Genomic DNA, 26,949 nt, shown 5'->3' with positions numbered 1-26,949 from the left:
AAGATTATGATTATATATACAGAGAACTACTTCAGAGAAAAAAGTATTTATCATATATTCGCATTGCATTATAAAAACAGAATCAAGTAAGGCGTATTGAAAGTTGTAGAGCAAATAAAACTTCCTATAATTGATGAGATGGAACTTTTTGAAAAAAAGTTTTCACAATCAATGACATCTAAAGTAGCCCTGCTTAATAGGATTACCCATTATATTGTAAATAGAAAAGGAAAACAAATGAGACCTATGTTTGTTTTCTTAGTTGCAAAAATGGTCTCTCAAGGAAAAGTTAATGAACGTACCTATCGTGGTGCTTCTGTAATAGAATTAATTCATACAGCAACATTGGTTCATGATGATGTAGTTGATGATTCAAACCAAAGACGAGGTTTTTTTTCGATAAATGCACTTTGGAAAAACAAAATAGCTGTATTAGTAGGAGATTATCTGCTGTCCAAAGGATTATTGTTATCAATAGATAATGGTGATTTTGATTTACTAAAAATCATTTCAGTTGCGGTTCGCGAAATGAGCGAAGGAGAATTGCTTCAGATCGAAAAAGCAAGAAATCTGGATATAACAGAAGAGATATATTACGAAATCATTAGACAAAAGACAGCAACGTTAATAGCTGCTTGTTGTGGGTTAGGAGCGTGTTCTGTAGTGCCTGAATCTGATGATGTGCAAAAAATGGTTAAGTTTGGAGAACTTATAGGAATGGCATTTCAGATAAAAGATGATTTGTTTGATTATGGAAATACTGCAATAGGAAAACCAACAGGTATAGATATTAAAGAGCAAAAAATGACACTTCCGCTTATTTATACCATCAATCATTGCTCGAAAGAAAAAAAGAAGTGGCTTATTAACTCTGTGAAAAATCATAACAAAGATAAGAAACGAGTAAAGGAAGTCATCGATTTTGTAAAAGTAAGCGGAGGATTAGAATATGCCATTACCGTGATGAATCAATTTAAAGAAGAAGCACTTTCAATATTGTCAGAATATCCAGCCTCTGATTACAAATCTTCTTTAGAATTGATGGTAGATTATGTGATTGATCGAAAAAAATAATTATTTTTTTATTTATTTAATTGTTGTATTTCAGTGTTTTGTGCTACTTATGTACGTGTAACATACAAAATATGATAACCAAGACAACCATTTTGTTGTTATCCTCGTCTATGTAAATAGAAAACCCAATTATAATTTATTTTATATTGAAAGTTATTCAGTTTTATAAAAATGAAACCCAGCTTATAAAAAGGGCAATAAAGCAGCATCGAGATGCGCAGCAACAATTGTATAATAAATATTCACCAAAAATGCTGAGTGTATGTAGGAGATACATTAAGGATGTACATTTTGCAGAAGAAGTAATGCTTACTGGGTTTTTAAAAGTTTTTATGAATTTAGAAAAATTTAAGTTCGAAGGTAGTTTTGAAGGGTGGGTTAGACGAATAATGGTTAACGAATCGATCTCATTTTTAAGAAAAGAAAAACAAATTTTCTTTACCGAAGAAGTTTTAGGTTATCATGAAGAATCATGGAATAATATAAATTCTGATTTAGAGGTTGAGCAAATACAAGCCCTATTAGATAGTTTACCAGAAGGATATAGAACCGTATTTGTGTTATATGCTGTAGAGGGCTATAAACATAGTGAAATAGCCAAAATGTTACAGGTTTCAGAAAATACCTCAAAATCCCAACTCTTTAAAGCTAGAAAAATGCTGCAGAAAAAGTTAAATGAACAAAATCTTATAAGTGATGGCACCAATGAAATTTGAAGAAAAGATAAAAGAAAAATTAGATGAGAGAGTTATTAAGCCTTCGAATAACTCATGGGAACGATTATCTCAACAGTTAGATGATAAACAGCCCTCTGTTAAAAATAAAAGAATAAAAGACTGGTATCGTATTGCTGCTGTATTTATTGGAGTACTTTTTATAACCTCTATAATAGTGTATCAAAACAGCTCTATTAATAAAGATGAACCTAAAATTGTAGATCATACGATACCAAAAAGTAAAGTAATAGAGGAAATACCAGAAAGTAAAGAGAGTCCTCTAGAAAAATATGAGATATCACCAGGTACGGACATAGTAAGCAATGAAGAAGAGAATAAATCACCGTTACATAAAAAGGAAGAAGCTACTCAAAAGACAGAGAGTATTAGAGAAGATCTGAAACCAAAGTATAAGAGTACCGATGATATAGCCGTAGCAGATAAAGAGACCCCTATTATTGCTAAACATTCAGAAGTGATAGCTCTAGAAGAGCATGATTCATTAATAAATGCCAGTATTATACAAGAAAAAATAGAAGGTGTGCTGGCAAAAGTTAAAGAGTTTGAAAAGAATAATATAGAGATAACAGAAGGCGAAATTGATCAATTATTGATGCAGGCACAACGAGAGATTACCGCAGAAAGAATGCTTGAATCAGGAACAATAAGTGCTTCTACACTTTTACAAGAAGTAGAGCAAGAGTTAGACGATACCTTTAAACAAAGAGTTTTTGATGCCCTCAAGTCAGGTTTTCAAAAGGTAAAGACTACTGTTGCACAAAGAAAAAATTAAAAGCATATATCTATGATTTGTCCATTAGTAAGACAAGTGTTTAGAAATATAGACAGAACATAGAAAATAGAGCCAATTCAAGAATTCTTAATGGTACCCGTTTTGGCAAGAAGTATCAAATCATTCATCAATCAAACAGTTATGCAATCTCCTTTCGAATATTGGAAAGGAGGTTGCTATCAAGAAAAATCAAAAAAAATGAAGACATTAGTTACAATAGCTACCTCTGTAGCCATGATATTATTTGTGCAAATTTTAAATGCTCAAGATGACGATATGAGCGTTAAAATAGAACAGCTTAAACAGCAGAAAGAGCGAATTGTTGTTTCAGAAAAAAGCGCACTTAAAAAAGAGGTCGAAACCATTAATAATCAATTAGCAAATGCAGAAATAACAAAAGAAGAGGCACAACAATTAAAAGAAGCAGCTGCCAAAAAACATGCATTGAATATAGAAAACGGAATCGCCATAATAGAGAATAGAATTGCTTTGCTGCAACGCAACGGAACCGAAATAATAGGTACAGAAGATAGAGAAATAGATGTGCTAGGAGACGATTTTAAAATTTACAAAGAAGTAGAGGAGCAAATCAAATATGATATTCGAACGACGACTGATTTTGTTCTTGCATTTGGACTTAATAATGTAATAGTGGATGGGCAATCCTTAAGTGATTCTGATTATGAAATTTGGGGAAGTAAGTTTTTTGAAATAGGAGTTTCCTGGAGAACCAGAGTCTTTAAAAATACTAACTGTTTAAGAGTAAAGTATGGAGTCTCATATATGTCTAATGGTCTTAAACCTACAGATAACAGGTATTTTGTTAGAAATGGAGATCAAACCGAGTTAGAAGAATTTAGGTTAGAACTGGATAAATCAAAATTTCGAACAGATAATCTAGTGGTTCCTGTTTATTTAGAATTTGGCCCTTCGAATGTAGAAAAAACAGAAAAAAGTATTCGATTTTATAGAGGAAATAACTTTAGAATTGGATTAGGAGGATATGCAGGAGTGAATTTAAGTGCTCGTCAAAAATTAAAGTACGAGGAAAATGGAGGAGATGTAAAAGATAAGATTAAAGGAAAATATAGAACGAATGATCTTGTATATGGTCTAAGTGGTTATATTGGTTTTGGAGATCTTACAATATATACTAAGTATGATATGTCTCCTATTTTTAAAGATGCTATTGTTGATCAAAATAATGTATCTCTGGGATTACGTTTCGATTGGTAATACAATAATTTGAAATAGTAAAAAAGCTCCTGAAAGTTGTTCCTTCAGGAGCTTTTTGTAAAAAAGAATTTTGTTAACGAGCAATTATAAATTTTTTGCTCACAGTAATGTCGTTTTCTATAGCTTTTAAGAAATAAATCCCCTCTGGTAATTGACTAATTGGTAATTGTAAATTATCAGAATTATTATTTTTAATTGAAATAGGAATCCCTATAGATCTTCCTGTTATATCTATTATTTTAACCAAAATACTTGACTTTTCTTTGATTTTGTAATCTATGTTTATTGTGTGATTTGCAGGTATCGGATATACTCTCAAATTTAGAAGAGGGTTTTTTAATGTAGTCGACTCTTTGGTTGCTGGAGCAACGGATCTATTGGTTCCTATACAAAAGTTTTTGCTTTCAGAAGAAGCAAAGGACGCACCAGAAGCTAGTACCCCAGATGCATCTGTGAGTGTATATGCTCCTTTTCCGTAAAGACAACACATACCATCTCCATAAGAGTCGTAAACGGTTAACTCATAGCAGCCTGGGTCGAGACAAAAATCGATTTTTTTGGTACTCTTACGGGACTGGTCATAAGGCCCTCCTGATTCGATAATTTCACCATTGGAGTTTTTGATATCCCAAGAGGTTTCCTTGGGGTAGTTGTCAAATAATAAAGTTAGTTGTGCATCTATACAAGGATTAGCAGTTTCTTCAAATTTAACCCAATTGATGTTAAAGTTTCCTCCTTTGAAATCCAGTCTGAAAATTTGATTTTGAGATGTATCGGTTATATCAACATCATTTAAGACAACATTTTTCCAGATTTGAGAACCATTTGTTTTAGGAACCGAGACGGTTCCTATATTTTTTGATCCTAATTTTGCAGTAATAGATTTGGGTTTTTCACTAGTACTGGCGATTCTAAATGTCACAGTATATTTTCCTTTTTTGATATTAGCGATGGTATATTCTAACCATTCTTGATCTGCGATCCAACCAACATTAAGTCCTCCACCAATATCCTTAGTAGTTACCAGATCTACTCCTTCATTGATTCTTCCTTTTCCTCCATTATTCTTTGCATTACTATCATTATACGCTATGTTCTGTCCTCCATTATCATAATCCTCTGTTTGGATAGTGCCTGGGATTGTATGTGTTCTATAGGCAGTTTGTTCTGTATTTATTTTATCGATTTTGAAATCCAGAATGCCCGATCCCCAAGAACCAAATCTAACAGTATTTATAGAAGCAATATAGTTAACATCCATTGCATTAAAAAAGCCAATACCTTGAGCAATAGAAAACCATTTTTCTGATGCTACATCAAATACATAAGGACCAATATCGGTTCCTGCAAAAACAAACTTCCCATCTGGGGTAACTATCATTCCTCCGGTTTGCGCATCATTTCCAGAAGGAAAATCTCCCGTAACGTCTATCCAGGTTTGACCACCATCTTTAGACAAAATTGCTCCAACATTGTTCGAACTGGGTCCACAGAAAAGAACCCAATTATCATTGTTAGGTAGTATAACACCAGAACCAATGTCACCTCTAGTTCTTCCTCCAGGGGTTTTGGTAAAAGGAGTATTTATTTGGGAACCAAAAGAAGTACCTCTATTGGTAGAAATAAATACATTTCCATCTTGTAGCATTATAATTTTATTAGGGTTTTGTCGACCTTGAGCGATTGCAGCTATCTGGTTTGTTCCTTTTTTTACTGTATGTGCAGTAATAGAAGAACCATTCATCGTTGCGCGATTTAAACTCTTGGTCAGTATCCATATTCTTTTATCTGGCTGATCATGATCTATTACCGTTTGTGCCCAGCCCATTTCAGTGTTTCTGGTAAAACTTGTGGTAGGACGAGAATTAAATTTGCGATTAATCTGGCCTATGGATTGAAATGCCCCATTTGATCCGTACATTTTTACAGGAGCCCATACTTTATCTCCTTGTCGACTCCATTTCCAAACATTTATTCCATCATAACTATCTAGCGGAGGACCATCACCACCAATACTTTGATAAAAATCAAGAGTTTCTCCTGTGGTTCCTGGGATAATACTACCACTACCTTGATCTTGTGTGCTATAACTAATATGATTAGGATTGTTAGCTCCTGTAAGTACATTTTTTCTGTAGATTAACGGGCATATGGTATTGAGAACATTAATGTTAACATAATGGGCATTTGTATATCCAGAGTTGTTAAAGGAGGTTCCGATCGAAGGGAAATCATTCCATTCTTTATAAGATACAAAAATACCTCCATCAGAGCACCTTACAGAAAGAAGATCTCCACTACCATTATAAAAGAAATGAGAAGATTGAAAATCTGGGTGATAGTTAAATCGAATTCTATTGTAGTAATTAGAAGCGGATAAATTGGTTCCGTTTTGATAGTTACCCCATCCTGTATGATTAGATCTTGTGTTGTCTAATCCTGTTGTAGATAATACAGGATTTGTATATCCGCCAATCACTATATTTGCGTTTTCTGGGCTTACTGCCAAAAACTTACCGGTATCCATTTTTCTTGAGGTATCCCCATAATAGTTTCCTTTCGGAAATTTCTCTGTCCAGTTTTTTCCTTGATCAGAAGAAACCCAATATCTTTTGTTTTCCGTTACATATAGTTTTCTTGAATCCCCACCTATGCTAAAATGTTTTTTTCCATGACGTGATATATAAGTGCCGTTTTTAATAAAGGAGGTTTTTAAAGCGTTTAGCGTATAAAAAGAACCATTTCTGGCGAGATAAACAGAATTAGCGTTAGGTTGATTTTGATATCTGGGTGAATATAAAAATGAGTTTTGAGAATTCCCAAAATTCTGTACTACAGAAAAACTGCTTCCAAAATCTCTAGAAACGTATACGACTCTATTATTAGTAACATAAATAGCATGATTATCTTGTCTGTTTATAGCAGAACTTGTGTTGCTGGCGGGAAGCCCATTGGATTTTATCCAGGAGTTTCCTTCATCATCAGAATAATAAATTGGACCATTTTCTATATGGGCTACTAATCTGGTATTACCGTTAACCTTAAAAGCAAATAGGTTTTGATATCGGTTAGGCCAATTTGCTGTCAATAATTCAAAATCATCACCTTTGGTTCCGGTTTTTGGATTATAAATAGTGCCCTTAAAAATATAAGATTTAGAGTTAAACTCTCCTACATAATGATTATGAGTTACCCCATAGATGATATCTGTGCCATCCAGCATTTCTGCAAATTTGAATGCTCCAGGCATATTTTTAGGGCCTTTTGTTTTCCAAGTTCCCTTTAAAGCTCCATTTGCATAGGTGTTATTAAATTTACCTTTATTAAAGCTAGAAGATGTAGAAGTAAGCTTTTTTAAAATTTTTTGATGTCTGGCAGCCTGTTCTGGAGTCCAAATTGCATCTTTATCCGGGTTGTATTCTTCTTTCTCTTTCCTTTCGTTATCCTGAACAATAGGGCGGTTATTATCTTTTTGAATTTTAGAAGTACATGACCATTGCATACATAGTGCAAGAACCATAGTTATACTAAGGAGTGTTTTTTTCATGGTAAGTTGATATATAGTTAGTTAAAAGTAAAACGAGAGGCTTAAGTTATTATTGTTTGCTGATTATAAATACTTTGTAAATATTGTCTTACGTATTTGTTTGATGAAAAACAAAGATTTCTTAATGTAAATCGGCTCATATAACTCAAAAGTAAGTGAAACACATATTTTGATTGATGTAATGAAGTAACTTGTTGTTTTTCAGTGTTTTTTTTGAGAGGTGGTTTTTTGTTTTTAACAAAAATTTAGTATCTTAATAAAGTCATATCAGTTGAAATAATTCTTTCCAAATTGAGGTAATAACTTTTGTTCTTATTGTCAAAAAATCAAGTTATTACTGTACCTCGTCAATTTCATCAGTTTTACTAATCATCCAAATTTCGACAGTATGGCGAGATCAATTGTGTTTTGGCTATCACTATTTGTGATAGGGGGCTTTGGTTTGTATTCACAAACTACCAAAATGATGAAAGCAAACTCTGTTAGTATAGCAACTTATAAACGAGATATCCCACCACTTTCAAAAATGAAAAATATTATTTCGGCGAAAGGAATGGGACATGTGGCCCCTTCTAAGAGAAGAGGTGCAAATACAGTAATTTTGGGAAAAGGGTTCCCTAAAGGTAGAGATCCTCTTATGGTTAGAAAAAAAAGTATCTTTAGTAAAGCAACAGGTGTTACGGTTGCATCCTTTGATGCTCATGCAGGATCAGTACTTAATGATGCTACAGGTGCTATAGGCCCTAATCATTATATGTATGCCTTTAATACAGGTTTTGGTATTTTGGATAGAGAAGGGACGGTATTGTTACAAGAAGCATCCTTAGGGACATTGTTTCCGGGAGAAACCCTGGGAGACCCCATAGTTATTTATGATAATTTTGCGGATAGATTTGTGGTAATGGAGTTTAGTAATTCTCCAAATGGTTTTTTAATTGCAGTATGTAAAGGACCTGACCCTGTAAATGATGGTTGGTCTACTTATAGATTTAATACCGGGGATTTTCCTGATTATGAAAAATTATCTATATGGAACAATGGATATTATATAACCACCAATAAAAACCGAGACGCACCCACAACCAATGATGTTGTTTTTGTGGTAGAACGTGATAAAATGATTGCAGGAGAATCATCTGTCCAAATGATTGGTTTTCCTTTACCAGGAGCACAGACTAATGGTTTTTATAGCCCAGGAGGGTTTAATGCGACGGGCAGTGAGTTGCCACCTATTGGAGTACAACATGCCATTGTGTTTATGCAAGATGATGAATGGTCTGGCGTTACAAAAGACCATCTAAAAATTTGGAATACTAATGTAGATTGGAATTCTCCTGAAAACTCTACCATTTCACAACCCCAAGAACTTCTGGTTACTCCTTTTGATGGGGTGTTTGATAACGGGTCGTTTCAAAACCTCGAGGAGCCTGGTAATGGTGCTGATATTGATGCATTACAGGCTACCATGATGTATATGACCAATTATAGGCGTTTTGCGACCCATAATTCAGTGGTTTTAAATTTTGTGGTAGATCTTGATGGTACAGATAGTTTAGCAGGAATTAGATGGTACGAATTAAGACAAGAGGTAGATGGTGATCCCTGGACAGTATTTCAGGAAGGAACCTATGTTCAACCAGATGGACTAAGTGCATTTTGTGGAAGTATAGGAATGGATGTAGATGGTAATATTGGATTGGCCTATACCGTCGTAGGGCCCAATGTATATACATCATTGCGATATACGGGTAGATTGGCAGGTGATCCTTTGGGATATATGACAGTAGAAGAACAAGTATCAGCCAATGGAGATAGAAAAAATAATAGGAGTGATGGTAGGTATGGTGATTATGGACAATTAACCGTAGATCCGTTAGATGATAAAACATTTTGGCATATTAGTGAATATATGAAAGGTCCTTCTAGTATAAGAAAAAGCCACGTAGTAGCTTTTAGAATAGATTCTAAAATTGATGATATCGACCCTCCTTCTTCACCACATAATTTAGTAGTTTCAGAAAGAATAGCAAAGTCTATCACATTGGATTGGGAGGCTTCTGTAGATAATGTGGTAGTTAAGGAATACTATGTTTTTCAGGATGATCAATTCATAGGTACTACTTCAAAAACCAGGTATACTATTAAAGGTTTGACACCACAGACTTCATATTCATTTTATGTGTTGGCAAAAGATTTATCTGGTAATCAATCAACCCCAAGTAATACATTGGTAGTAAGTACACCCGCAATTACAATAAAAGGATGTATAGAGGGAGTGAGCGTCCCATATTATGAAAGCTTTGAAAAAGACTTAGGGTCATGGACTCAAGTGTTAGAAGATGATCTTGATTGGGTTAGGAGTTCCAGTGGTACACAATTTGTAAATATTGAGTCTTTTAAAGCGTATGAAGGGGAGAGTTATGTTTTTATAGAATCTTCTAACAATTTTAATAAAAAAGCGACTCTTGATTCCCCGTGTTTTGATCTTATGCATGCCCCTTCTGCCATACTCTCATTTAATTATTATATGAATGGAGATGATGCTATGGGATTACTAGAGGTCGAAATAAGCAATGATAAAGGTGTTACCTGGAATAGTGTTTGGAAAAAGATAGGAAATCAGGATAGTGAATGGAAAACTGCTTCTATAGATTTATCACTTTATAGAGGGAGTGGTATACAATTACGTTTTAGTGGTAGGACAGGAAACACAGAGAAAACCAAAATAGCAATAGATGCAATTTCTATTGAGTCAAACGTTGTTGGGGCCGTTTGTGTAGAGAATGATCTGCAATTAAGTGTAACTTTTGATAAACACCCAGAAGAAATTTCATGGTTACTTATGGATGAAGAAGATAAGGTTGTTGCTTCAGAAAGATATTCTAGCGGAAATACAGCTCAATCCACAGTAGTGAGTACTATTAATGATTTAAAACCAGGGAGGTATACTTTTGTTCTTTCGGATTCTTTTGGAGATGGTATTTGTTGTGAGTATGGTATGGGATCCTATTATCTGTCAAGCAATACAGGTACCATTATTTCGGGAGGAAATTTTACAGATGCAGATACTGTAGAATTTTGTGTGCAAGTAGATGAGGCAGGAATAAGTACTTATGAATTAGCAGATACGGACAAGGATGATCAACGATTTATACTATCACCTAACCCAGTAAGAAATGATATTCTAAACATTGCTATAGAAGAAAGTTTAATCCAAAATCTTGAAATTTTTTCTATGTACGGTACTTTGGTAAAGAAAATCCCTAATCATGGAGCAAAAAAATATATTGATGTAAGCGGTATTGCATCAGGAAGATATTTTATGAGAATAACTTCTAAAAATGATGTGGTAACAAGAAGTTTTATAAAAAATTAAAAAAGGATGGTAAGTCGGTGATTAAAATTCGAATATGAATACCATTTTAAATCTGAATTCCTTTCTCCCCTCCCCAAGGTAGAATTGACCATTTGGCATTGGTATTGCTAAATGAAGAGGTTGTTTGTTTGAGCGGCCTCTTTTTTTTTATAATTTTTTTGGTATATATGTAAAGTGCTTTACATGAGTATATTGATGGTGTTTTCTTTTGCCTAACTTGTTTTCTGAAGCTTAAAAAATGTTTTCTGTTAGATGTTCTTGAAGTTTATTTATTTTATTGAAGATAACTCAAGTTTTAGAATTGTGTATTTTTGTGATCATTTAAAAGATATAAAACTTTTATACTAGGGTTTTATAGTTGGATACTAGGCAATATAGATAATGATTCATAAGACAACCATAGATGCTGTATTTGAGACTGCTCGTTTAGAAGAAGTAATAGGCGATTTTGTTCAGTTAAAAAAGGCAGGGAGTAATTTTAAAGGATTGAGTCCGTTTAGCGATGAGAAAACCCCATCTTTTATGGTGTCTCCTGTAAAACAAATCTGGAAAGATTTTTCTAGTGGTAAAGGAGGGAATGTAGTTGCTTTCTTAATGGAACATGAGCATTTTTCTTATCCCGAAGCCATAAAGTATCTGGCAAAAAAGTATAATATTGAGGTAGAAGAAACCGAGCAATCAGATGAGCAAAAGGAACAAGCCAATGAAAGAGAAAGTATGTATTTGGTTAGTGAGTTTGCATCAACTTTTTTTCAGAATACATTACATAAAACCGAACGAGGGAAAGCCATAGGATTGACCTATTTTAAGGAACGAGGATTTACAGAAGAAACCATCAAAAAGTTTGGATTGGGATATTCTCCAGATGTATGGGATGCTTTTACTACAGAAGCCATAAAAAAAGGCTATCAATTAAGTTTTCTTGAAAAGACAGGTCTTACCATAGTAAAAGAAGAAAAGCAGTTTGATCGTTTTAAAGGTAGGGTCATGTTTCCTATACAGTCAATGTCTGGACGTGTATTAGGTTTTGGAGGTAGGATACTTACCAATGAAAAAAAAGCGGCAAAATACCTTAACTCTCCAGAGAGCGATATTTATCATAAGAGTAAGGTCTTATATGGGCTTTATCATGCAAAACAAACTATTGCCAAAGAGGATAATTGTTTTTTGGTAGAAGGATATACAGATGTTATTCAATTTCATCAAACAGGAGTAAAAAATGTAGTCTCATCTTCGGGTACAGCACTTACTCCAGATCAAATTCGTTTGATTAACAGGTTAACAAAAAATATTACAGTATTATTTGATAGCGATCCTGCAGGAATGAGAGCCTCTCTAAGAGGGATAGATTTGATTCTGGAGCAGGGAATGAATGTGAAGGTGTGTAGTTTTCCTGAAGGAGAGGATCCAGATAGTTTTGCTAAACAAAATACACTAGAAGAACTTTCTGTCTATCTTAAAGATCATGCTCAGGACTTTATTGGTTATAAGGCTTCTTTGCTAAAAAAAGACTCAGAAAATGATCCTATAAAAAAAGCAGAACTGGTTCGTGATATGGTGACCAGTATTTCTAAGATTCCTGATGTTATTAAACGAGAAATCTATGTGAAAGAATGTTCTAGAATCATGGATGTTTCTGAAGATGTTTTGTTTGATACGTTAGCACAAATACGCAATGTTGAGATAAAAGATCAGCGTAAACAACAGAAACAGGAAAAGAAATCATTTGAAGTGGTCAAAGATGAGGTGAAGAAATCTCCTAAGATTGATCAAAAAAATGTTTTGGAACGTAAAATAATTGAAATATTACTGTTGTATGGGGATAGAGAAGAAGAGTTTGAAGATCTTATTTTAAAAGAAAATGAAGACGGCGAATTAATACTGGAACCAGAAGCATATACCACAAAAGTATTTGAAAAAGTTTACTTAGATCTTCAGGATGATGAAGTAGAATTTGCTAACGAAAGTTTTAAAGCAATATATACCTTGTTAATCGAAGGGCTAAATCAGGAAGAAGATTTTAAAATAGAGAGTTTTATTAATCTTATACCTCCAGAAATAGCTTCAGAAATCACTGCAATATTGATGAATGAAGAACGATATGCATTACACAGATGGGTTGATATGGAAATTCATGTAAAGAAGAAAGAAGTTACAGTGGCTCAGTATGTAAGTGATGTTATTTTAAACTTACGCAGATTTTTAATAGCCGAAAAGGTAAAAGAACTTTCGGAAGAAGTTAAAAAGCATAGTAGTGATAAAGAAGTAAATAATCAAGAAACCATTCAAGATATAATGGATTACTTATCTCTTAAAAGAATACTTTCAGAAAAGCTAAATAGAGTTATGTGAGAGTATATCAATTTTACTATCATTAAATGATGTTATGATAAAATGTATATGATCAAAAAGCTACTTACAGAAAACCCAAATAGGTTAACATTTATTTTCTGTAAGAATCGTATTTTTTTCTTACAGAAAATAAATGTTAAAAGTACTCTTGAGCTATATTTTTATAATATTATGAATGAATAAAATAAAAATAACTAGCTAATATGTAGCAACCTTGACTGGTGAATCAAATCTGCAAGGTTATCAACTTTAAGTTTTTTAAGCAGTCGTGTTTTGTAGGTACTAACTGTTTTCTCATTGATAGATAAAGTAGAAGCTATATCCTTATTACGTTTTCCAGAAGATAACAGGTTAAGGACCTCGATCTCTCTAGAAGATAATTTCTTATACTTTACGACCATGTTACTTTCGTTAGTGTTACCATTAGCCAATTGTTGTGTAAGATTGTCATTTAGGTAAATTCCACCTCTAGAAACTCGTTCGATAGCTTTTTTTAGTGTTTTCGTCGAAACGGTTTTTGATAAATAAGCTGATGCTCCAGCTTTAATAGCACTTAAAGCGTACATCTCTTCTGGATGAGAACTAAAGATAATCACCTTTATTTTGGCGAATTCTTTTTTAATGGTTCTTAATGCCATAATCCCATTGATCTGTGGTAGATCGAGTTCCATGATAAGTACATCGGGGATATTTACTTTCAAAACATCATACATATCATTTCCGTTACTTACTTTTCCTATTACTTCATATTCATCAGAATTACGAAATAAGGAAACAATCCCTTTTCTTGTAATTGGATGATGATCAGCGATTAATACGGTTGTCATTCTTGTTTACGATTGTTATGTTAATTTAAGATTAAGAGCTTGACAATTCTTAATTCTCAGGGGTAGCATTAAAAATGTTGATACAAAATTACTAAGAACATGGACTTGTAAACTTTTTTTTATCCGTTTATCGACAAAAAGCATTCTAAAGCAGTTCAAAGGGTATTTTACATGCCGGAATAGGGTTCATTTTATGCTGGTTTACGGTATTTAGACGTATAAATATCTTAAAAACCTCTTGTTCTCGACCCTCAAAATCATCAATTTGCCTTCCTTCATCCTTCATTTTCATCGCCCATTCTAGTTCATCATAACTCGCTCCTATTTGATCTTCATCGCTACGACTATCTCCAAATAGCCCATCTGTAGGAGCGGCAATTTGGATAGAATTTGGTACTTCTAACGCTTTTCCTAATGCATATACCTGGCTTTTGGTTAAATCTGCTATCGGACTTAAATCTACACCACCATCTCCATATTTTGTAAAAAAACCAACGCCAAAGTCTTCTACTTTGTTTCCTGTACCTGCTACCAGATACTTGTGTAAGCCAGCAAAATAATATAACGTTGTCATTCGTAATCTAGCTCTGGTATTGGCAAGGGAAAGGTCAAGTTGTGGACTAGGTGAGGTTTTTGGAGCAACCGATTTAAACTCTTCAAAAACAGAGGTAAGGTTTACTCTAGTGTCTGTAACATTGGTATATCGTTCCTTTAGCAAAGCAATGTGCTCTTGTGCCCGGTTAACTTGACTCTGTGCCTGGTGGATTGGCATTTCTACACATAATGTTTGTAAACCGGTTTTTGCACATAGAGTAGATGTTATGGCACTATCTATACCTCCGCTAACACCAACTACAAATCCTTTTATGTTTGCGTTATTTGCGTATTCTTTAAGCCAGTTTGTGATGTGGTTAATTACTTTTTCTGTTTGCATAAGTTGTTTTTAATACAATTAATTTGTTTAATAAAGGTATATAGTGTCTAAAGGTTTTTAGTAATAAAGATAAAAACATCAAGTCGAAACAAATATTATTTTCTATGTTCTAATAGTTCGCAATTCGATTTTTGATATACTACCTTTGCAGAGATAAAATTAATAAAAAAAGATGGCGTTGTATAGTTATAAAAGGTATTTAAACGACGGTTGGAATATGTATATGAAGTTTACAAAGTTTATTAAAATAAGTGTATTGCTATTTTTGTTGATTGGATGTTCTAAGCAAAATAAAATAGAGAAGGAAATTGCTGCTATTCCTGTAGAAATTAAAATAGAACGTTTTGAGCGATTGTTTGCAGGTGTAACATCAGATAATTTAGGTAATCTCAAAAAAGAGTTCCCCTTTTTGTTTTCAGAAAGATATGCAGATAGTTTGTGGCTTAAAAGAGTAAAGGATACTATTCAGATAGAACTTAACGAAGAGGTCGAAAAAAGATTCCCAGACCTTTCTAGTGAGAAAGATGAATTACATTCTTTGTTTCAGCATATCAAATATTATTTTCCAGAAATAAAGACTCCAAGAATTGTAACGATTACTTCAGATGTAGATTATCGTAATAAGATAGTGCTTTCAAAAGGACTGCTCATCATTTCTTTAGATACATATTTAGGCAAGGATCACCACTTTTATGAAGGAATACAAAAATATTTGAGACAAGGTTTTGAAAAGAAATATATAATTCCTGATATCGCGTCTATGTATGCTAAAAATATTGTTGGTCCAATACGAGATAGAACCTTTTTAGGGAATCTGATTGCAATTGGTAAAGAATTGTATCTAGAAAATCTTTTTTTGCCAAAATATAGCAATGCTTTAAAAATGGGATATGAGGATGAACAGTATGAGTGGGCTATGGCAAACGAAGCGCAGATTTGGAGATATTTTGTAGATAGACAATTGTTGTTTAGTACCGATAACGAACTAATGCCAAGATTTTTATACCCAGCGCCTTTTTCTAAATTTTATTTAGAAGAAATTGATAAAGAAGCTCCCGATAGAATAGGACAATTTATAGGCTGGAGAATAGTTTCTTCCTATATGGAAAATAACAATGTATCTTTGCAGCAAATGTTATTGGCAGATGCAGAGACAATTTTTAATACTTCAAAATATAAACCAAAAAAGTAATGGCAAATAAATATAAATCTGAAATTAAGATTGATGTCGAGTTAGATGAAAACCGTATTCCTGAACAATTAAAATGGACAGCAAAAGATGGAGGAGTAGAAAATGAAGAAACTAAGGCGTTACTTCTTTCTGTATGGGATAGTAAAAATAAAGAGAGTTTACGTATTGATTTGTGGACAAAGGATATGCCAGTAGATGAAATGAAAATATTTTTTCACCAAACATTGGTGGCAATGAGTGATACTTTTCTGAGAGCTACTCAAGATGAAAAAATGTCGGCAACAATGAAAGATTTTTGTGAATATTTTGCCGAGAAACTAGAGTTGAAACAAGAGTAATACCATTTACACTTTGAATTTACCGTAATAAAATACTCTTTTTCGTTTCTGCTTCAGAATAAAAAAGAACCGTAACTACTGCTATGCTTATTTTTTCTTCTTTTCATAAACAAAAAATAGCTCATTTTCTTTAACAGTAAATTCAAAGTATAACTGGTATAAATCGTTTAAAAACGGTGTTGTGCAATCAAGAATAAAGAAAATTAGGTGTCTGATGAAATGATAGTACCTTTTTTTTGACTAATTCTTATAAAAGAAGGTCTTGAAAACAACATTGATTTTTGTATATAATGCCTCAACGGGTGTTTTGGATAAATATCTGGATGCAATTCATAAAATTATTAGTCCCAAAACTTATTCGTGTGATTTGTGTAGTTTAACACACAATGTGTTTTCTGAAAAAACTGCATGGAAAAACTTTAGACAATATGCGAGTTTTGATTCGATATTTATGTATAAAGATCAATTTATTAATACATATTCAGATTATTCGGATATTGATTTTCCTGTTGTTTTTACTGTAAAAGAAAAGACGATGCAATTGTTGTTTACTGCGGATCAATTGGGAGAATTACAAAATACAGAAGATTTAATTGCATCGATTTTAGATAAAATCGATGCTAATTAGAGCTTTTTAATTGATTATTAAGATCTTCTATGTAATTAAGAATTTCATCTTTCCCCATACCCGATGATGATGATGTGATAAAATAGTTAGGCATTTCTTCCCAGTACTTTAACATTTCTGAGATGTAGCTTTCAATTTGGATTGGTAGTTTGTTTTTTGATAATTTATCAGCTTTGGTAAAAACTATAGAAAACGGTATTTGGTTTTCACCTAACCATTGCATAAACTCCAGATCAACTTTTTGTGGTTCATGACGACAATCTACCAGAACAAAAGCACAAACCATTTGAGTTCGTTTTGCAAAATAGGCCGTGATAAATTTCTGAAATACTTTTTTGATTGATTTAGAAACACGAGCATAACCATATCCAGGAAGATCTACCAAAAACCATGTTTTATTAATGATAAAATGGTTTATTAATTGTGTTTTTCCAGGCTTTCCTGATGTTTTTGCTAGATTCTTTCGATCCGTAAGCATGTTAATCAATGAAGATTTGCCAACATTAGACCTTCCTATAAATGCATATTCTGGGAGTTTGTCTTTTGGGCATTTGGCAACATCGCTATTACTTATTACAAATTCAGCGCTACTAATCTTCATAGTATCAAAGTTTCAAATTATATGTCTCGCTCTAGTAGCCAGCTATGAAATAACTGGTTAAATTCTTCGGGGTGTTCCATCATGGCGGCATGACCACATTTGTCAATCCAATATAAATCAGAATCTGGTAGTAATCTGTTAAAGTCGTCAGCAACCTCTGGAGGTGTTACATTATCATTTTTGCCCCATATTATGCAAGTTGGTGTTTGCATATTGGGTAAATCTTTGGCCATATTATGTCGAATTGCACTTTTTGCAATGGCCAAGGTTCTAATTAATTTGTGACGATCATTTACAGTAGCATATACTTCATCTACAATCTCTTTTGTAGCAATTTCTGGATCATAAAATACGTTTTCTGCTTTAGCTTTAATATACTCGTAGTCTCCACGTTTAGGGTAGCTTTCACCCATAGCACTTTCGTACAATCCAGAGCTACCTGTGATTACCAAAGCTTTTACTTTTTCAGGAAACATTTTGGTGCATAACAAGCCAATATGGCCTCCTAACGAATTGCCTAGAAGTATTACTTCTTTGTCTCCATACCCAAGATGATCTATGAAGCTTTTAAGAAACCTAGCATAGGTGCTCACCTTAGTTTTTATTAAGGGTAACGTGTAGATTGGAAGTTCTGGAATTAAAACTTTATATCCTTGTTTAGGGAAATAGGAGGCAACACCTTCGAAATTGCTCAAGCCGCCCATCAATCCATGTAAAATGATGATCGGTGTGCCCTCTCCTAAATCTAGATAACTAAACTTTCCGTCTTTTTTTAATTCGTGCTTCATTAATACTTCTTACAAGAATTAAAGGCAAATATAGCATTTTCATATTTAGTTTTTAGATTTTTTATCAATAGTACAAAATGAATTTTATGTTTTTTTTTAGAATGGATTATTTCTGCTCAAAAATGAGTGAAATCCAAGTGTTTACGGGCTTTTTGTAGTGTTCTGATAAACAAAAGATTAAGGTTTTCAAGGAGGCTTCTTTTTCTTTTTGTGGGATAACTTATTAACAATGTGGTAAAAAGTGGTAAAAAGTGGTAATATTTTCAATATATTTGAATAATTAAACGTTTAGGGAAACAAAGTGGTACATCTTATTGGTACATATGAGTGTAAGGCAGACGCTAAGGGGCGTTTGATGATGCCTGTTGCTTTTAAGAAGCAGCTCTCATCTGTGTTACAAGATGGTTTTGTGTTAAAAAGAGGTGTTTTTCAGCCATGTTTAGAATTGTATCCAATGGCAGAATGGAATCTTTTAATGCAAAAAATGAATAAACTCAATAGGTTTAAAAAGAAAAATAATGACTTTATCCGAAAGTTTACGGCAGGTGTAAAAGTAGTTGAAATTGATACAGCAGGTCGTCTTTTGATACCAAAAGATTTAATTGGTTTTGCTGGGATTACAAAAGACTTGGTATTGTCATCAGCTGTTAATATTCTAGAAATTTGGGATAAAGAACAGTATGAGAAGGCAATCGAAGATACCGCAGATGATTTTGCAGATTTGGCAGAAGAGGTAATGGGGTTTGATGATGAAATAAATCTGGGAGAATAACTCGGTAGATAATCATATTCTTTTTAAGTGTTGATAGAATAAATGAAAAAATAGATGGAGTATCATAATCCGGTATTACTTAAAGAAACAGTAGATGGGTTGGCCATCAATCCAGAAGGGACATATGTTGATGTTACGTTTGGAGGTGGTGGCCATTCTAAAGAAATTTTATCGCGATTAGGGCCTAAAGGAAAATTGATTGCTTTTGATCAAGATAAAGATGCACTAAGAAATAAAATTGAAGACGAAAGATTTACGTTGATCAACGAGAATTTTAGATTTATTAAACGATTTCTTAGGTTTTATGGAGTGAAGAAGGTTGATGGGATTTTAGGAGATTTTGGAGTTTCGTCTCATCAGTTTGATGTAGCAGATAGAGGTTTTTCTACAAGATTTGAAGCAGATCTTGATATGAGAATGAATCAGGATAAAGAAGTGTCTGCATATCACATCATAAATGAGTATGATGAATTAGACTTAAGAGCATTGTTGTTGCAATATGGAGAATTAAGAAATGCACCCAAATTGGCAAGAGCTATTGTAGCCGCAAGAGGTACTAATGAAATTAAAACGAGTGAAACACTAAAAGAAGTGTTGCTTCCCTTTTTGCCAAAACATAGAGAACACAAGGTGCTGGCACAAATATATCAGGCAATACGTATAGAGGTGAATCAGGAAATAGAAGTTCTTAAAGAATTTTTAATTCAAACCGTAGAACTTTTGGATGTAGGAGGTAGAATTAGTTTGATCTCATATCATTCTCTAGAAGATAGGTTGGTAAAGAGGTTTATACGTAGTGGAATGTTCGAAGGGGAACCAGAAAAAGATTTATATGGCAATGTATCGGTGCCATATAAAAAGATAGGAGGCTTGGTAATACCTACAGAAGAAGAAATTAAAACAAATAATAGAGCACGAAGCGCCAAACTTAGAGTGGCAGAAAGAATATCATTAGAGGCCGCTACTAATAAAAAAAAGTTTAAATAAGAATTATGAAGCAAACGGTTTACGATATAGTAAAAGGTAAATTTTTGATAGCAGATGATGCTATGAAAAATTGGCGCATGTTACTATTTCTTTCCTTTTTAGCAATCATTATGATTGCGAGCTCTCATAATGCTGAAAGTAAAGTTCATGAAATAGCAAAATTAAATAATGAAGTAAGAGAATTGCGAACACAATTTGTAGATGGTAAAACAGAATTAATGAGATTGAAAATGGAGTCATCTATTATAAAAAAAATGACCCGAAAGGGACTTAAGCGCCCTGCAAATCCACCAAGAAAAATAATCGTTAAAAAGTAAATTATTTTGGCAGTAAACGAAAAGAACATAATAAATCGCTTGTACTTTATTGCGGCATGCATGTTTGTTTTTGCAGTTGTTGTATTGGTGAAATTAGTGAATATCCAGTTTGTAGAAGGTGATATGTATCGTAAAAAAGCTCAGGATCGAGTTTTTAAAACATTTGATATTCCTGCAAATCGAGGCAACCTTTATGATAGTAAAGGAAATCTTCTGGCAACATCTGTTCCTAAATATGATATACGATTTGATGCTATTACTGTAACCGATAAAGATTTTAGAGAACAAGTAAAACCTCTTTGTCTTGCCTTGTCAAAAGAATTTAATAGACCTGCATCTTATTATAATAAAATACTTAGAACTGCAAGAGCAAATAAGAATAGGTACTTGTTGGTTTGTAGAAATCTTGGGTATTCACAGTATATGAGAGTTAAGAAATTCCCACTTTTTGAGTTTGGAGCTAATAGAGGGGGGCTTATCGTAGAGCAAAGAACAGTAAGAGAGCATCCGATAGGTAAGATAGCAGAGCGCACCGTTGGGTATGAAAGAAGAGATGAGCAGGGGTATTATACGCGAGTGGGGTTAGAAGGAGCATATGGTCCGTTTTTAAGAGGAAAAGATGGAAAGCGTAAAAAACAAAAAATAGCAAAGAATCAATGGAAACCATTAGGAGATGCTAATGAGGTTGAGCCACAAGATGGATATGATGTGGTATCTACTATAGATGTTAATATTCAAGATATTACGCATCATGCATTGCTGAAACAATTAGAAGAATTTGAAGCAGAACACGGCACAGCAGTTGTGATGGAAACCGAAACAGGAGAGATTAAAGCAATTTCTAATTTGGGACGCACCAAAGCAGGTAAGTATTATGAGCGATTAAATTATGCCGTAGGAGAATCACACGAGCCGGGATCTACATTTAAGTTAATGACTATGGTCGCCGCCTTAGAAGATAAAGTAATTGATTCTAGCTATGTAATTGATACAGAGAATGGTCGAGTAAAATTTTACGATAGAGTGGTAAAAGATTCTAAATGGGGAGGGTATGGTAAGATTTCTGCCGCCAAGGCATTTGAGCTTTCATCAAATACAGCCTTTGCAAAAATGATTGATGAGAATTATAGAGATAACCCTAGAAAATTTATTGATCGTCTCATAAATATGGGATTAGGTGAAACATTAGGAGTGTCTATTAAAGGAGAAGGGAAGCCTAAGATACCTTATCCAGGAGATAAAGACTGGTATGGTACTACTTTACCGTGGATGGCACATGGGTATGGAGTAGCACTTACACCACTACAAACATTGGCTTTTTATAATGCAATAGCTAATGATGGTGAGATGGTAAAACCGAGATTTATTAAGGAAGTAAAAGCTTGGGATAGGACCCGTGAAAAATTTGATAAAGAAATATTAAACCCAACCATTTGTTCGACAGAGACTGCCAAAATTGTTCAGGAAATGATGAAGAATGTAGTTAAAAGAGGAACAGCAGATAACATACAAACTAATAATTTCGGAATAGCAGGTAAAACAGGCACCTGTTGGGGTAATTATGGTAAAGATAGTAGAGAATATATCTCATCTTTTGCGGGATATTTTCCAACAGATAAACCAATTTATTCATGTATTGTAGTTGTGCATAAACCAAATAAAGAGAAAGGGTATTATGGTAATGAAGTTGCTGCTCCTGTTTTTAAAACAATAGCAACAAAAATATATAATGATATACCGGTTATTGATGAAATAACTTATGATATGATAGAGAGAGAAGTGAAAGTGAAAAGTTATGATTCATACTATCAAAATGCACAGAAATATAAAACGATTATGCCTAATGTAAAAGGAATGCCAGCTATGGATGTAATTTCTTTATTAGAAAATATGGGGCTTAAAGTAGAAATAAAAGGAGCTGGTAAAGTTGATAAGCAATCAATAGAGCCGGGAACAAAAGTAAAAATAAACCAAACAGTAAGACTAGAATTATCGTGACACCTTTAAAAGATATTTTATATAAAGTAGCTATTGATACTGTTGTTGGTGCAACCACTATTGATGTCAATAAGATAGAGTTTGATTCTAGGAATATTGAGCAAAACGATGTGTTTGTTGCAATTCGTGGTTCTGTGTCAGATGGTCATGCTTTTATCCAAAAAGCAATAGATCAAGGTGCGGTAGTTGTTATTTGTGAAAAGATACCAGATGCTAAAATAAAAGGAGTGACGTATGTTGAGGTAAATGATACGCAATCAGCATTGGCTATTATGGCTTCTAATTATTATGATGCTCCATCTGCTAATTTGAAACTGGTTGGTGTAACAGGAACTAACGGAAAAACAACCATAGCAACACTTTTGTATCAATTGTTTAAGAAAGCAGGGTTTAAAGTGGGTTTATTGTCTACAGTAAAAATATTGGTCGACACTCAGGAGTATAAGGCAACACACACGACTCCCGATTCTTTAACGATCAACTTTTACCTTAATGAAATGAATAAGGCAGGGGTAGAATACTGTTTTATGGAGGTGAGCTCTCACGGGATTCATCAAAAAAGAACAGAAGGATTAGTATTTGAAGGTGGGGTTTTTACCAATTTATCACATGATCATTTAGATTACCATAATACGTTCAAAGAGTATAGAGATGTAAAAAAGGAGTTTTTTGATGGTTTATCACCCAAAGCATTTGCATTAATAAATAAAGATGATAAGAATGGGATGTTTATGCTTCAAAACACTAAAGCAAAACAATACACCTATGCGTTGAAATCATATGCAAATTATCGAGGTCAAATTTTAGAAAGCAGTTTAGAAGGCTTGCTTTTAAAGCTAAATGATCACGAGGTATGGACAAAGCTTATAGGAAGTTTTAATGCGTATAATCTGCTGGCAATTTTTGGTACTGCAGAACTTCTTGGATTAGAAAACCTTGAAACGCTTCAATTGTTAAGTGATTTACAAAGTGTCAGTGGTAGGTTTCAATACTTGATATCTGATCAAAAAATAACAGCAATTGTAGACTATGCACATACTCCCGATGCATTGAAAAATGTATTAGAGACTATCAATGATATAAGAACAAATAATGAAACTCTAATCACGATTGTTGGTTGCGGTGGTGATAGAGATAAAATGAAACGCCCTGTAATGGGTAATATAGCAGCAAAGCTTAGTAATAAAGTGATTTTTACCAGTGATAATCCACGAACAGAAGATCCTGATAAGATTATTGAAGATATAGAAAAAGGGGTAGAACCTCAAAACTATAAAAAAGTGCTGTCGATTACTGATAGAAAACATGCGATTAAAGTGGCATGTCAATTTGCAAGTAAAGATGATATTATTCTTGTTGCAGGAAAGGGTCATGAAACATATCAGGAAATTAATGGAGAAAGAACAGAATTTAATGATTTTGAAATTATAAAACAAGAACTTAAAAAACTTAACAAATAAACCCTTTAGTGCTTTAGCAGGCTATAAAAAGGTAGAGATATATATGTTATACTATTTATTTGAATATTTAGAAAGTGAGTATCAGTTTCCAGGAGCTACGTTGTTTCAGTTTATAACGTTCAGAGCTGCTATGGCAATTATACTTTCGCTATTAATCTCTACGATTTATGGTAAGCGAATAATTAATTTCCTTAGAACAAAACAAATGGGAGAAAGTATTCGTGAACTTGGATTAGAAGGTCAGGCTCAAAAAGCAGGGACGCCAACTATGGGAGGAATCATTATTATTCTGGCAACCTTAGTTCCTGTGTTATTGTTTGCAAAACTTGATAATATATATGTAATTCTATTAATAGTTACTACACTATGGATGGGAGTAATTGGTTTTGCTGATGACTACTTAAAAATTAAAAGAAAGGATAAGGCGGGATTAGCTGGTAAGTTCAAAGTGATAGGACAGGTGGTGTTAGGGCTCATTGTGGGGTGTACAATGTATTTTCATGAAGATATTACTATTAAAGAAGAAAAGGCAAATACGGATACAGAACAGGTTGTAACAGTTGAAGGTGAATCTGAGTTTAAAGCTGCGATAAAATCTACCAAAACAACGATTCCTTTTTTTAAGAATAATGAATTTGATTATGCAAGTTTGATATCATGGATTAACCCGGATCTGGCAAAGTATGCCTGGATTATATTTATTCCTATTGTGATTTTTATTGTAACTGCAGTTTCTAATGGAGCAAACCTTACCGATGGGATAGATGGTCTTGCAGCAGGGTCATCTGCTATAATAGTGCTTACGTTGGCATTATTTGCATGGGTGTCGGGTAATATAATTTTTTCAGATTATCTCAATGTAATGTATATCCCCAACTCTGGTGAAATTACCATTTTTGTCGCTGCTTTTGCAGGAGCGTTGGTAGGATTTTTATGGTACAATACTTTTCCTGCACAGGTTTTTATGGGAGATACGGGTAGCTTGACAATAGGAGGGATTATTGCAGTAATTGCTATTGCAATTCGTAAAGAGTTTTTAATTCCAATTTTATGTGGAATCTTTTTTATTGAGACACTATCCGTAATGATGCAGGTGAGTTATTTTAAATATACCAGGAAAAAATATGGTGAAGGAAGACGAATATTTTTGATGTCCCCTTTACATCATCATTATCAGAAAAAAGGAATACATGAAAGTAAAATTGTAGCTAGATTTTGGATCGTAGGAATTTTTCTGGCAATTATTGCAGTGATCACGCTTAAGGTCAGATAATATATACGGTTTTAGATTTTGGATTTATGAAGGAGGTATTGAAAAATAGAACAAAACGGTTTGCGATTGATTGTTGGGAATTGTGTAGAAAGTTTCCGGTAACGAGAGAATATGATGCTTACTGTAGGCAATTGATTAGATGTTCGAGTTCGGTTGGAGCAAATTATCGAGCGGCTTGTAGAGCAAAATCGAATGCAGATTTTGTAAATAAATTAAAGATAGTTGAGGAAGAGGCTGATGAGAGTATGTACTTCTTAGATATTTTTTTAGAAGTTTCAGATAAAGAACATCAAGAAATAAAAAGATTATTAAAAGAAGCAAATGAATTATTAGCAATTATAGTTGCGTCGATTAAAACAATGAGAAATCGTACATCGTGAATAGTAAATCAAAAATGAAAAGACGACTTGTTGTATTGGGCGCAGGAGAAAGTGGAGTAGGAACCGCAATATTGGGTAAAAGAAAAGGGTATAATGTTTTTGTTTCTGATAAAGGAGTAATAACAGATTATTATAAAGAAGTTCTTAAAAGTTTTGAAGTCGAATGGGAAGAAAAGCAACATACGATTGCTCAAATTCTAAATGCTGATGTGGTTATGAAAAGCCCAGGAATCCCTGATAATATATCGTTGATAAGCGATATAAAAGAAAAAGGAATTCCTGTGATATCAGAAATCGAATTTGGAGCACAATATACCTCTGCTACTATTGTAGGTATTACCGGTAGTAATGGTAAAACCACAACAACAATGTTGACGCATCACTTATTAAAGGAAGGTGAGTTGGATGTAGGTATGGCGGGTAATATTGGGGATAGTTTTGCAAAGCAAGTAGCAGAGAAAAATTCTCGTTATTATGTTTTGGAGCTAAGTAGCTTTCAGTTAGATGGTATTGTAGATTTTACTCCTCATATAGCAATTTTGACAAATATAACTCCTGATCATTTGGATCGATATGACTATCAATTAGAGAAGTATATAGCGTCAAAATTTAGGATAGCCATGAATCAAAGTGAGTTTGATTACTTTATTTATGACGCAGATGATAAGAACATAACAAATTATTTAGATAGACACCCAATAAAATCAAAGCTTTTGCCTTTTTCATTGACCAAAAAGATAGATAATAACGGGGCGTATTTAGAAAAAGAAAATATAACAATAATAATAGATAACAATAAAATTACCATGCCAACAACAGATTTAGCACTCAAAGGAAATCACAACGTTAAGAACGCTATGGCTGCTGCCACAGTGTCTCATTTGTTGAAAATTAGAAAAAATACGATCAGAGAATGTTTAGAGAACTTTCATGGGGTAGAACACAGGTTAGAAAGTGTATTGAAAATAAATAATGTACAATACATAAATGATTCTAAAGCTACCAATGTAAATGCTACTTATTATGCTTTAGACGCAATGAAGTCAGCAACCGTGTGGATTGTAGGAGGAGTAGATAAAGGAAATGATTACACAGAGCTTTATTCACTGGTAAATGAAAAGGTAAAAGCTATTATTTGCTTGGGAGTAGATAATACTAAGATTATTAATTCATTTGGCAACTGCGTAGATCATATTTTAGAAACACAATCTATGAAAGAAGCAGTAAACATGGCGTATGAGATAGCAGAGAGAAATGAAAATGTTTTGTTATCTCCGGCATGTGCGAGTTTTGATTTGTTTAAAAACTACGAAGAAAGAGGAAGACAGTTTAAAGAAGCAGTACGAGAGCTATAAAAGTA

At 33.4% G+C, this 26,949-nt stretch carries 22 protein-coding genes; 17 read left to right on the top strand and 5 right to left on the bottom strand.

Features of this window, described 5'->3' with window-relative positions:
- Positions 1-96: 96 nt before the first annotated feature.
- The 4 genes from ABW636_RS01095 to ABW636_RS01080 all read left to right on the top strand — a co-directional run bounded on the left by ABW636_RS01095 (position 97) and on the right by ABW636_RS01080 (position 3,819).
- On the top strand, positions 97-1,074 hold the full coding sequence (locus tag ABW636_RS01095; RefSeq protein ID WP_367588102.1) for a polyprenyl synthetase family protein: 978 nt from the start codon (positions 97-99) through the stop codon (positions 1,072-1,074).
- A 146-nt stretch (positions 1,075-1,220) separates the two neighbouring features.
- Positions 1,221-1,790: an RNA polymerase sigma factor gene (locus ABW636_RS01090; protein WP_367588101.1), complete on the top strand. Its 570-nt coding sequence runs from the start codon at positions 1,221-1,223 to the stop codon at positions 1,788-1,790.
- A complete protein-coding gene (locus ABW636_RS01085) occupies positions 1,771-2,583 on the top strand; it encodes a hypothetical protein (RefSeq protein ID WP_367588100.1) in 813 nt (270 codons plus the stop codon). Before ABW636_RS01090 ends, ABW636_RS01085 begins: the two co-directional genes overlap by 20 nt.
- A 198-nt stretch (positions 2,584-2,781) precedes the next feature.
- Entirely contained in the window at positions 2,782-3,819 is a 1,038-nt protein-coding gene (locus ABW636_RS01080) for a hypothetical protein (RefSeq protein ID WP_367588099.1), read from the top strand.
- A gap of 73 nt (positions 3,820-3,892) precedes the next feature.
- Here ABW636_RS01080 and ABW636_RS01075 read toward each other — a convergent pair whose 3' ends face one another.
- Complete coding sequence (locus ABW636_RS01075) at positions 3,893-7,366, bottom strand: carbohydrate-binding protein (protein ID WP_367588098.1); 3,474 nt, start codon at positions 7,364-7,366, stop codon at positions 3,893-3,895.
- Between the two features lie 388 nt (positions 7,367-7,754).
- Between ABW636_RS01075 and ABW636_RS01070 the strand changes: the two genes are divergently transcribed.
- Both ABW636_RS01070 and dnaG read left to right on the top strand, forming a co-directional pair.
- Complete coding sequence (locus ABW636_RS01070; RefSeq protein ID WP_367588097.1) at positions 7,755-10,742, top strand: T9SS type A sorting domain-containing protein; 2,988 nt, start codon at positions 7,755-7,757, stop codon at positions 10,740-10,742.
- 381 nt (positions 10,743-11,123) lie between these two features.
- Positions 11,124-13,094, top strand: coding sequence for a DNA primase (gene dnaG / locus ABW636_RS01065; RefSeq protein ID WP_367588096.1), 1,971 nt, complete (start codon positions 11,124-11,126; stop codon positions 13,092-13,094).
- A gap of 194 nt (positions 13,095-13,288) precedes the next feature.
- Here dnaG and ABW636_RS01060 read toward each other — a convergent pair whose 3' ends face one another.
- Positions 13,289-13,921: a response regulator gene (locus tag ABW636_RS01060; protein ID WP_367588095.1), complete on the bottom strand. Its 633-nt coding sequence runs from the start codon at positions 13,919-13,921 to the stop codon at positions 13,289-13,291.
- 145 nt (positions 13,922-14,066) lie between these two features.
- On the bottom strand, positions 14,067-14,855 hold the full coding sequence (nadE, locus tag ABW636_RS01055) for an NAD(+) synthase (protein ID WP_367588094.1): 789 nt from the start codon (positions 14,853-14,855) through the stop codon (positions 14,067-14,069).
- Positions 14,856-15,078: 223 nt separating this feature from the next.
- Between nadE and gldB the strand changes: the two genes are divergently transcribed.
- The 3 genes from gldB (at position 15,079) to ABW636_RS01040 (ending at position 17,013) form a co-directional block, all read left to right on the top strand.
- Entirely contained in the window at positions 15,079-16,047 is a 969-nt protein-coding gene (gene gldB / locus ABW636_RS01050; RefSeq protein ID WP_445012674.1) for a gliding motility lipoprotein GldB, read from the top strand.
- Positions 16,047-16,385 (top strand): gliding motility protein GldC, encoded by a 339-nt coding sequence (gene gldC, locus ABW636_RS01045; RefSeq protein ID WP_367588092.1) that lies wholly within the window; start codon positions 16,047-16,049, stop codon positions 16,383-16,385. The genes gldB and gldC overlap by 1 nt, the downstream gene beginning before the upstream one ends.
- Positions 16,386-16,647: 262 nt before the next feature.
- Entirely contained in the window at positions 16,648-17,013 is a 366-nt protein-coding gene (locus ABW636_RS01040; RefSeq protein ID WP_367588091.1) for a GTPase, read from the top strand.
- Here ABW636_RS01040 and yihA read toward each other — a convergent pair.
- Positions 17,006-17,614, bottom strand: a complete 609-nt coding sequence (gene yihA, locus ABW636_RS01035) for a ribosome biogenesis GTP-binding protein YihA/YsxC (RefSeq protein WP_367588090.1) — start codon at positions 17,612-17,614, stop codon at positions 17,006-17,008. The two genes, ABW636_RS01040 and yihA, sit on opposite strands and share 8 nt — an antisense overlap.
- A gap of 17 nt (positions 17,615-17,631) precedes the next feature.
- Positions 17,632-18,402 carry an alpha/beta fold hydrolase gene (locus ABW636_RS01030; RefSeq protein WP_367588089.1) on the bottom strand — a complete coding sequence of 257 codons (771 nt, stop codon included), beginning with the start codon at positions 18,400-18,402 and terminating at the stop codon, positions 17,632-17,634.
- Between the two features lie 301 nt (positions 18,403-18,703).
- On the opposite strand from ABW636_RS01030, the gene mraZ reads away from it, so the two are divergent.
- Genes mraZ through murD form a run of 8 tightly spaced genes read left to right on the top strand, consistent with a single transcriptional unit; the run spans position 18,704 to position 26,944 of the window.
- Complete coding sequence (mraZ, locus tag ABW636_RS01025; RefSeq protein WP_367588088.1) at positions 18,704-19,174, top strand: division/cell wall cluster transcriptional repressor MraZ; 471 nt, start codon at positions 18,704-18,706, stop codon at positions 19,172-19,174.
- A 54-nt stretch (positions 19,175-19,228) separates the two neighbouring features.
- Positions 19,229-20,161, top strand: coding sequence for a 16S rRNA (cytosine(1402)-N(4))-methyltransferase RsmH (gene rsmH / locus ABW636_RS01020; protein ID WP_367588087.1), 933 nt, complete (start codon positions 19,229-19,231; stop codon positions 20,159-20,161).
- 5 nt (positions 20,162-20,166) lie between these two features.
- Entirely contained in the window at positions 20,167-20,478 is a 312-nt protein-coding gene (locus tag ABW636_RS01015) for an FtsL-like putative cell division protein (protein ID WP_367588086.1), read from the top strand.
- 6 nt (positions 20,479-20,484) lie between these two features.
- Positions 20,485-22,476, top strand: coding sequence for a PASTA domain-containing penicillin-binding protein (locus tag ABW636_RS01010; protein WP_367588085.1), 1,992 nt, complete (start codon positions 20,485-20,487; stop codon positions 22,474-22,476).
- Positions 22,473-23,936, top strand: coding sequence for a UDP-N-acetylmuramoyl-L-alanyl-D-glutamate--2,6-diaminopimelate ligase (locus tag ABW636_RS01005; protein WP_367588084.1), 1,464 nt, complete (start codon positions 22,473-22,475; stop codon positions 23,934-23,936). Before ABW636_RS01010 ends, ABW636_RS01005 begins: the two co-directional genes overlap by 4 nt.
- Positions 23,937-23,979: 43 nt before the next feature.
- On the top strand, positions 23,980-25,209 hold the full coding sequence (gene mraY / locus ABW636_RS01000; RefSeq protein ID WP_367588083.1) for a phospho-N-acetylmuramoyl-pentapeptide-transferase: 1,230 nt from the start codon (positions 23,980-23,982) through the stop codon (positions 25,207-25,209).
- Positions 25,210-25,235: 26 nt separating this feature from the next.
- Entirely contained in the window at positions 25,236-25,589 is a 354-nt protein-coding gene (locus ABW636_RS00995; RefSeq protein WP_367588082.1) for a four helix bundle protein, read from the top strand.
- A gap of 14 nt (positions 25,590-25,603) precedes the next feature.
- Positions 25,604-26,944 (top strand): UDP-N-acetylmuramoyl-L-alanine--D-glutamate ligase, encoded by a 1,341-nt coding sequence (gene murD, locus ABW636_RS00990; RefSeq protein ID WP_367588081.1) that lies wholly within the window; start codon positions 25,604-25,606, stop codon positions 26,942-26,944.
- Positions 26,945-26,949: the final 5 nt, after the last annotated feature.

Origin of the sequence: Aquimarina discodermiae, assembly GCF_040786235.1 — a bacterium.
Classification (GTDB): Bacteria; Bacteroidota; Bacteroidia; order Flavobacteriales; family Flavobacteriaceae; genus Aquimarina.
The sequence above is the reverse complement of the archived record's forward strand: the minus strand, read 5'-3'. Positions and strand labels throughout refer to the sequence as shown.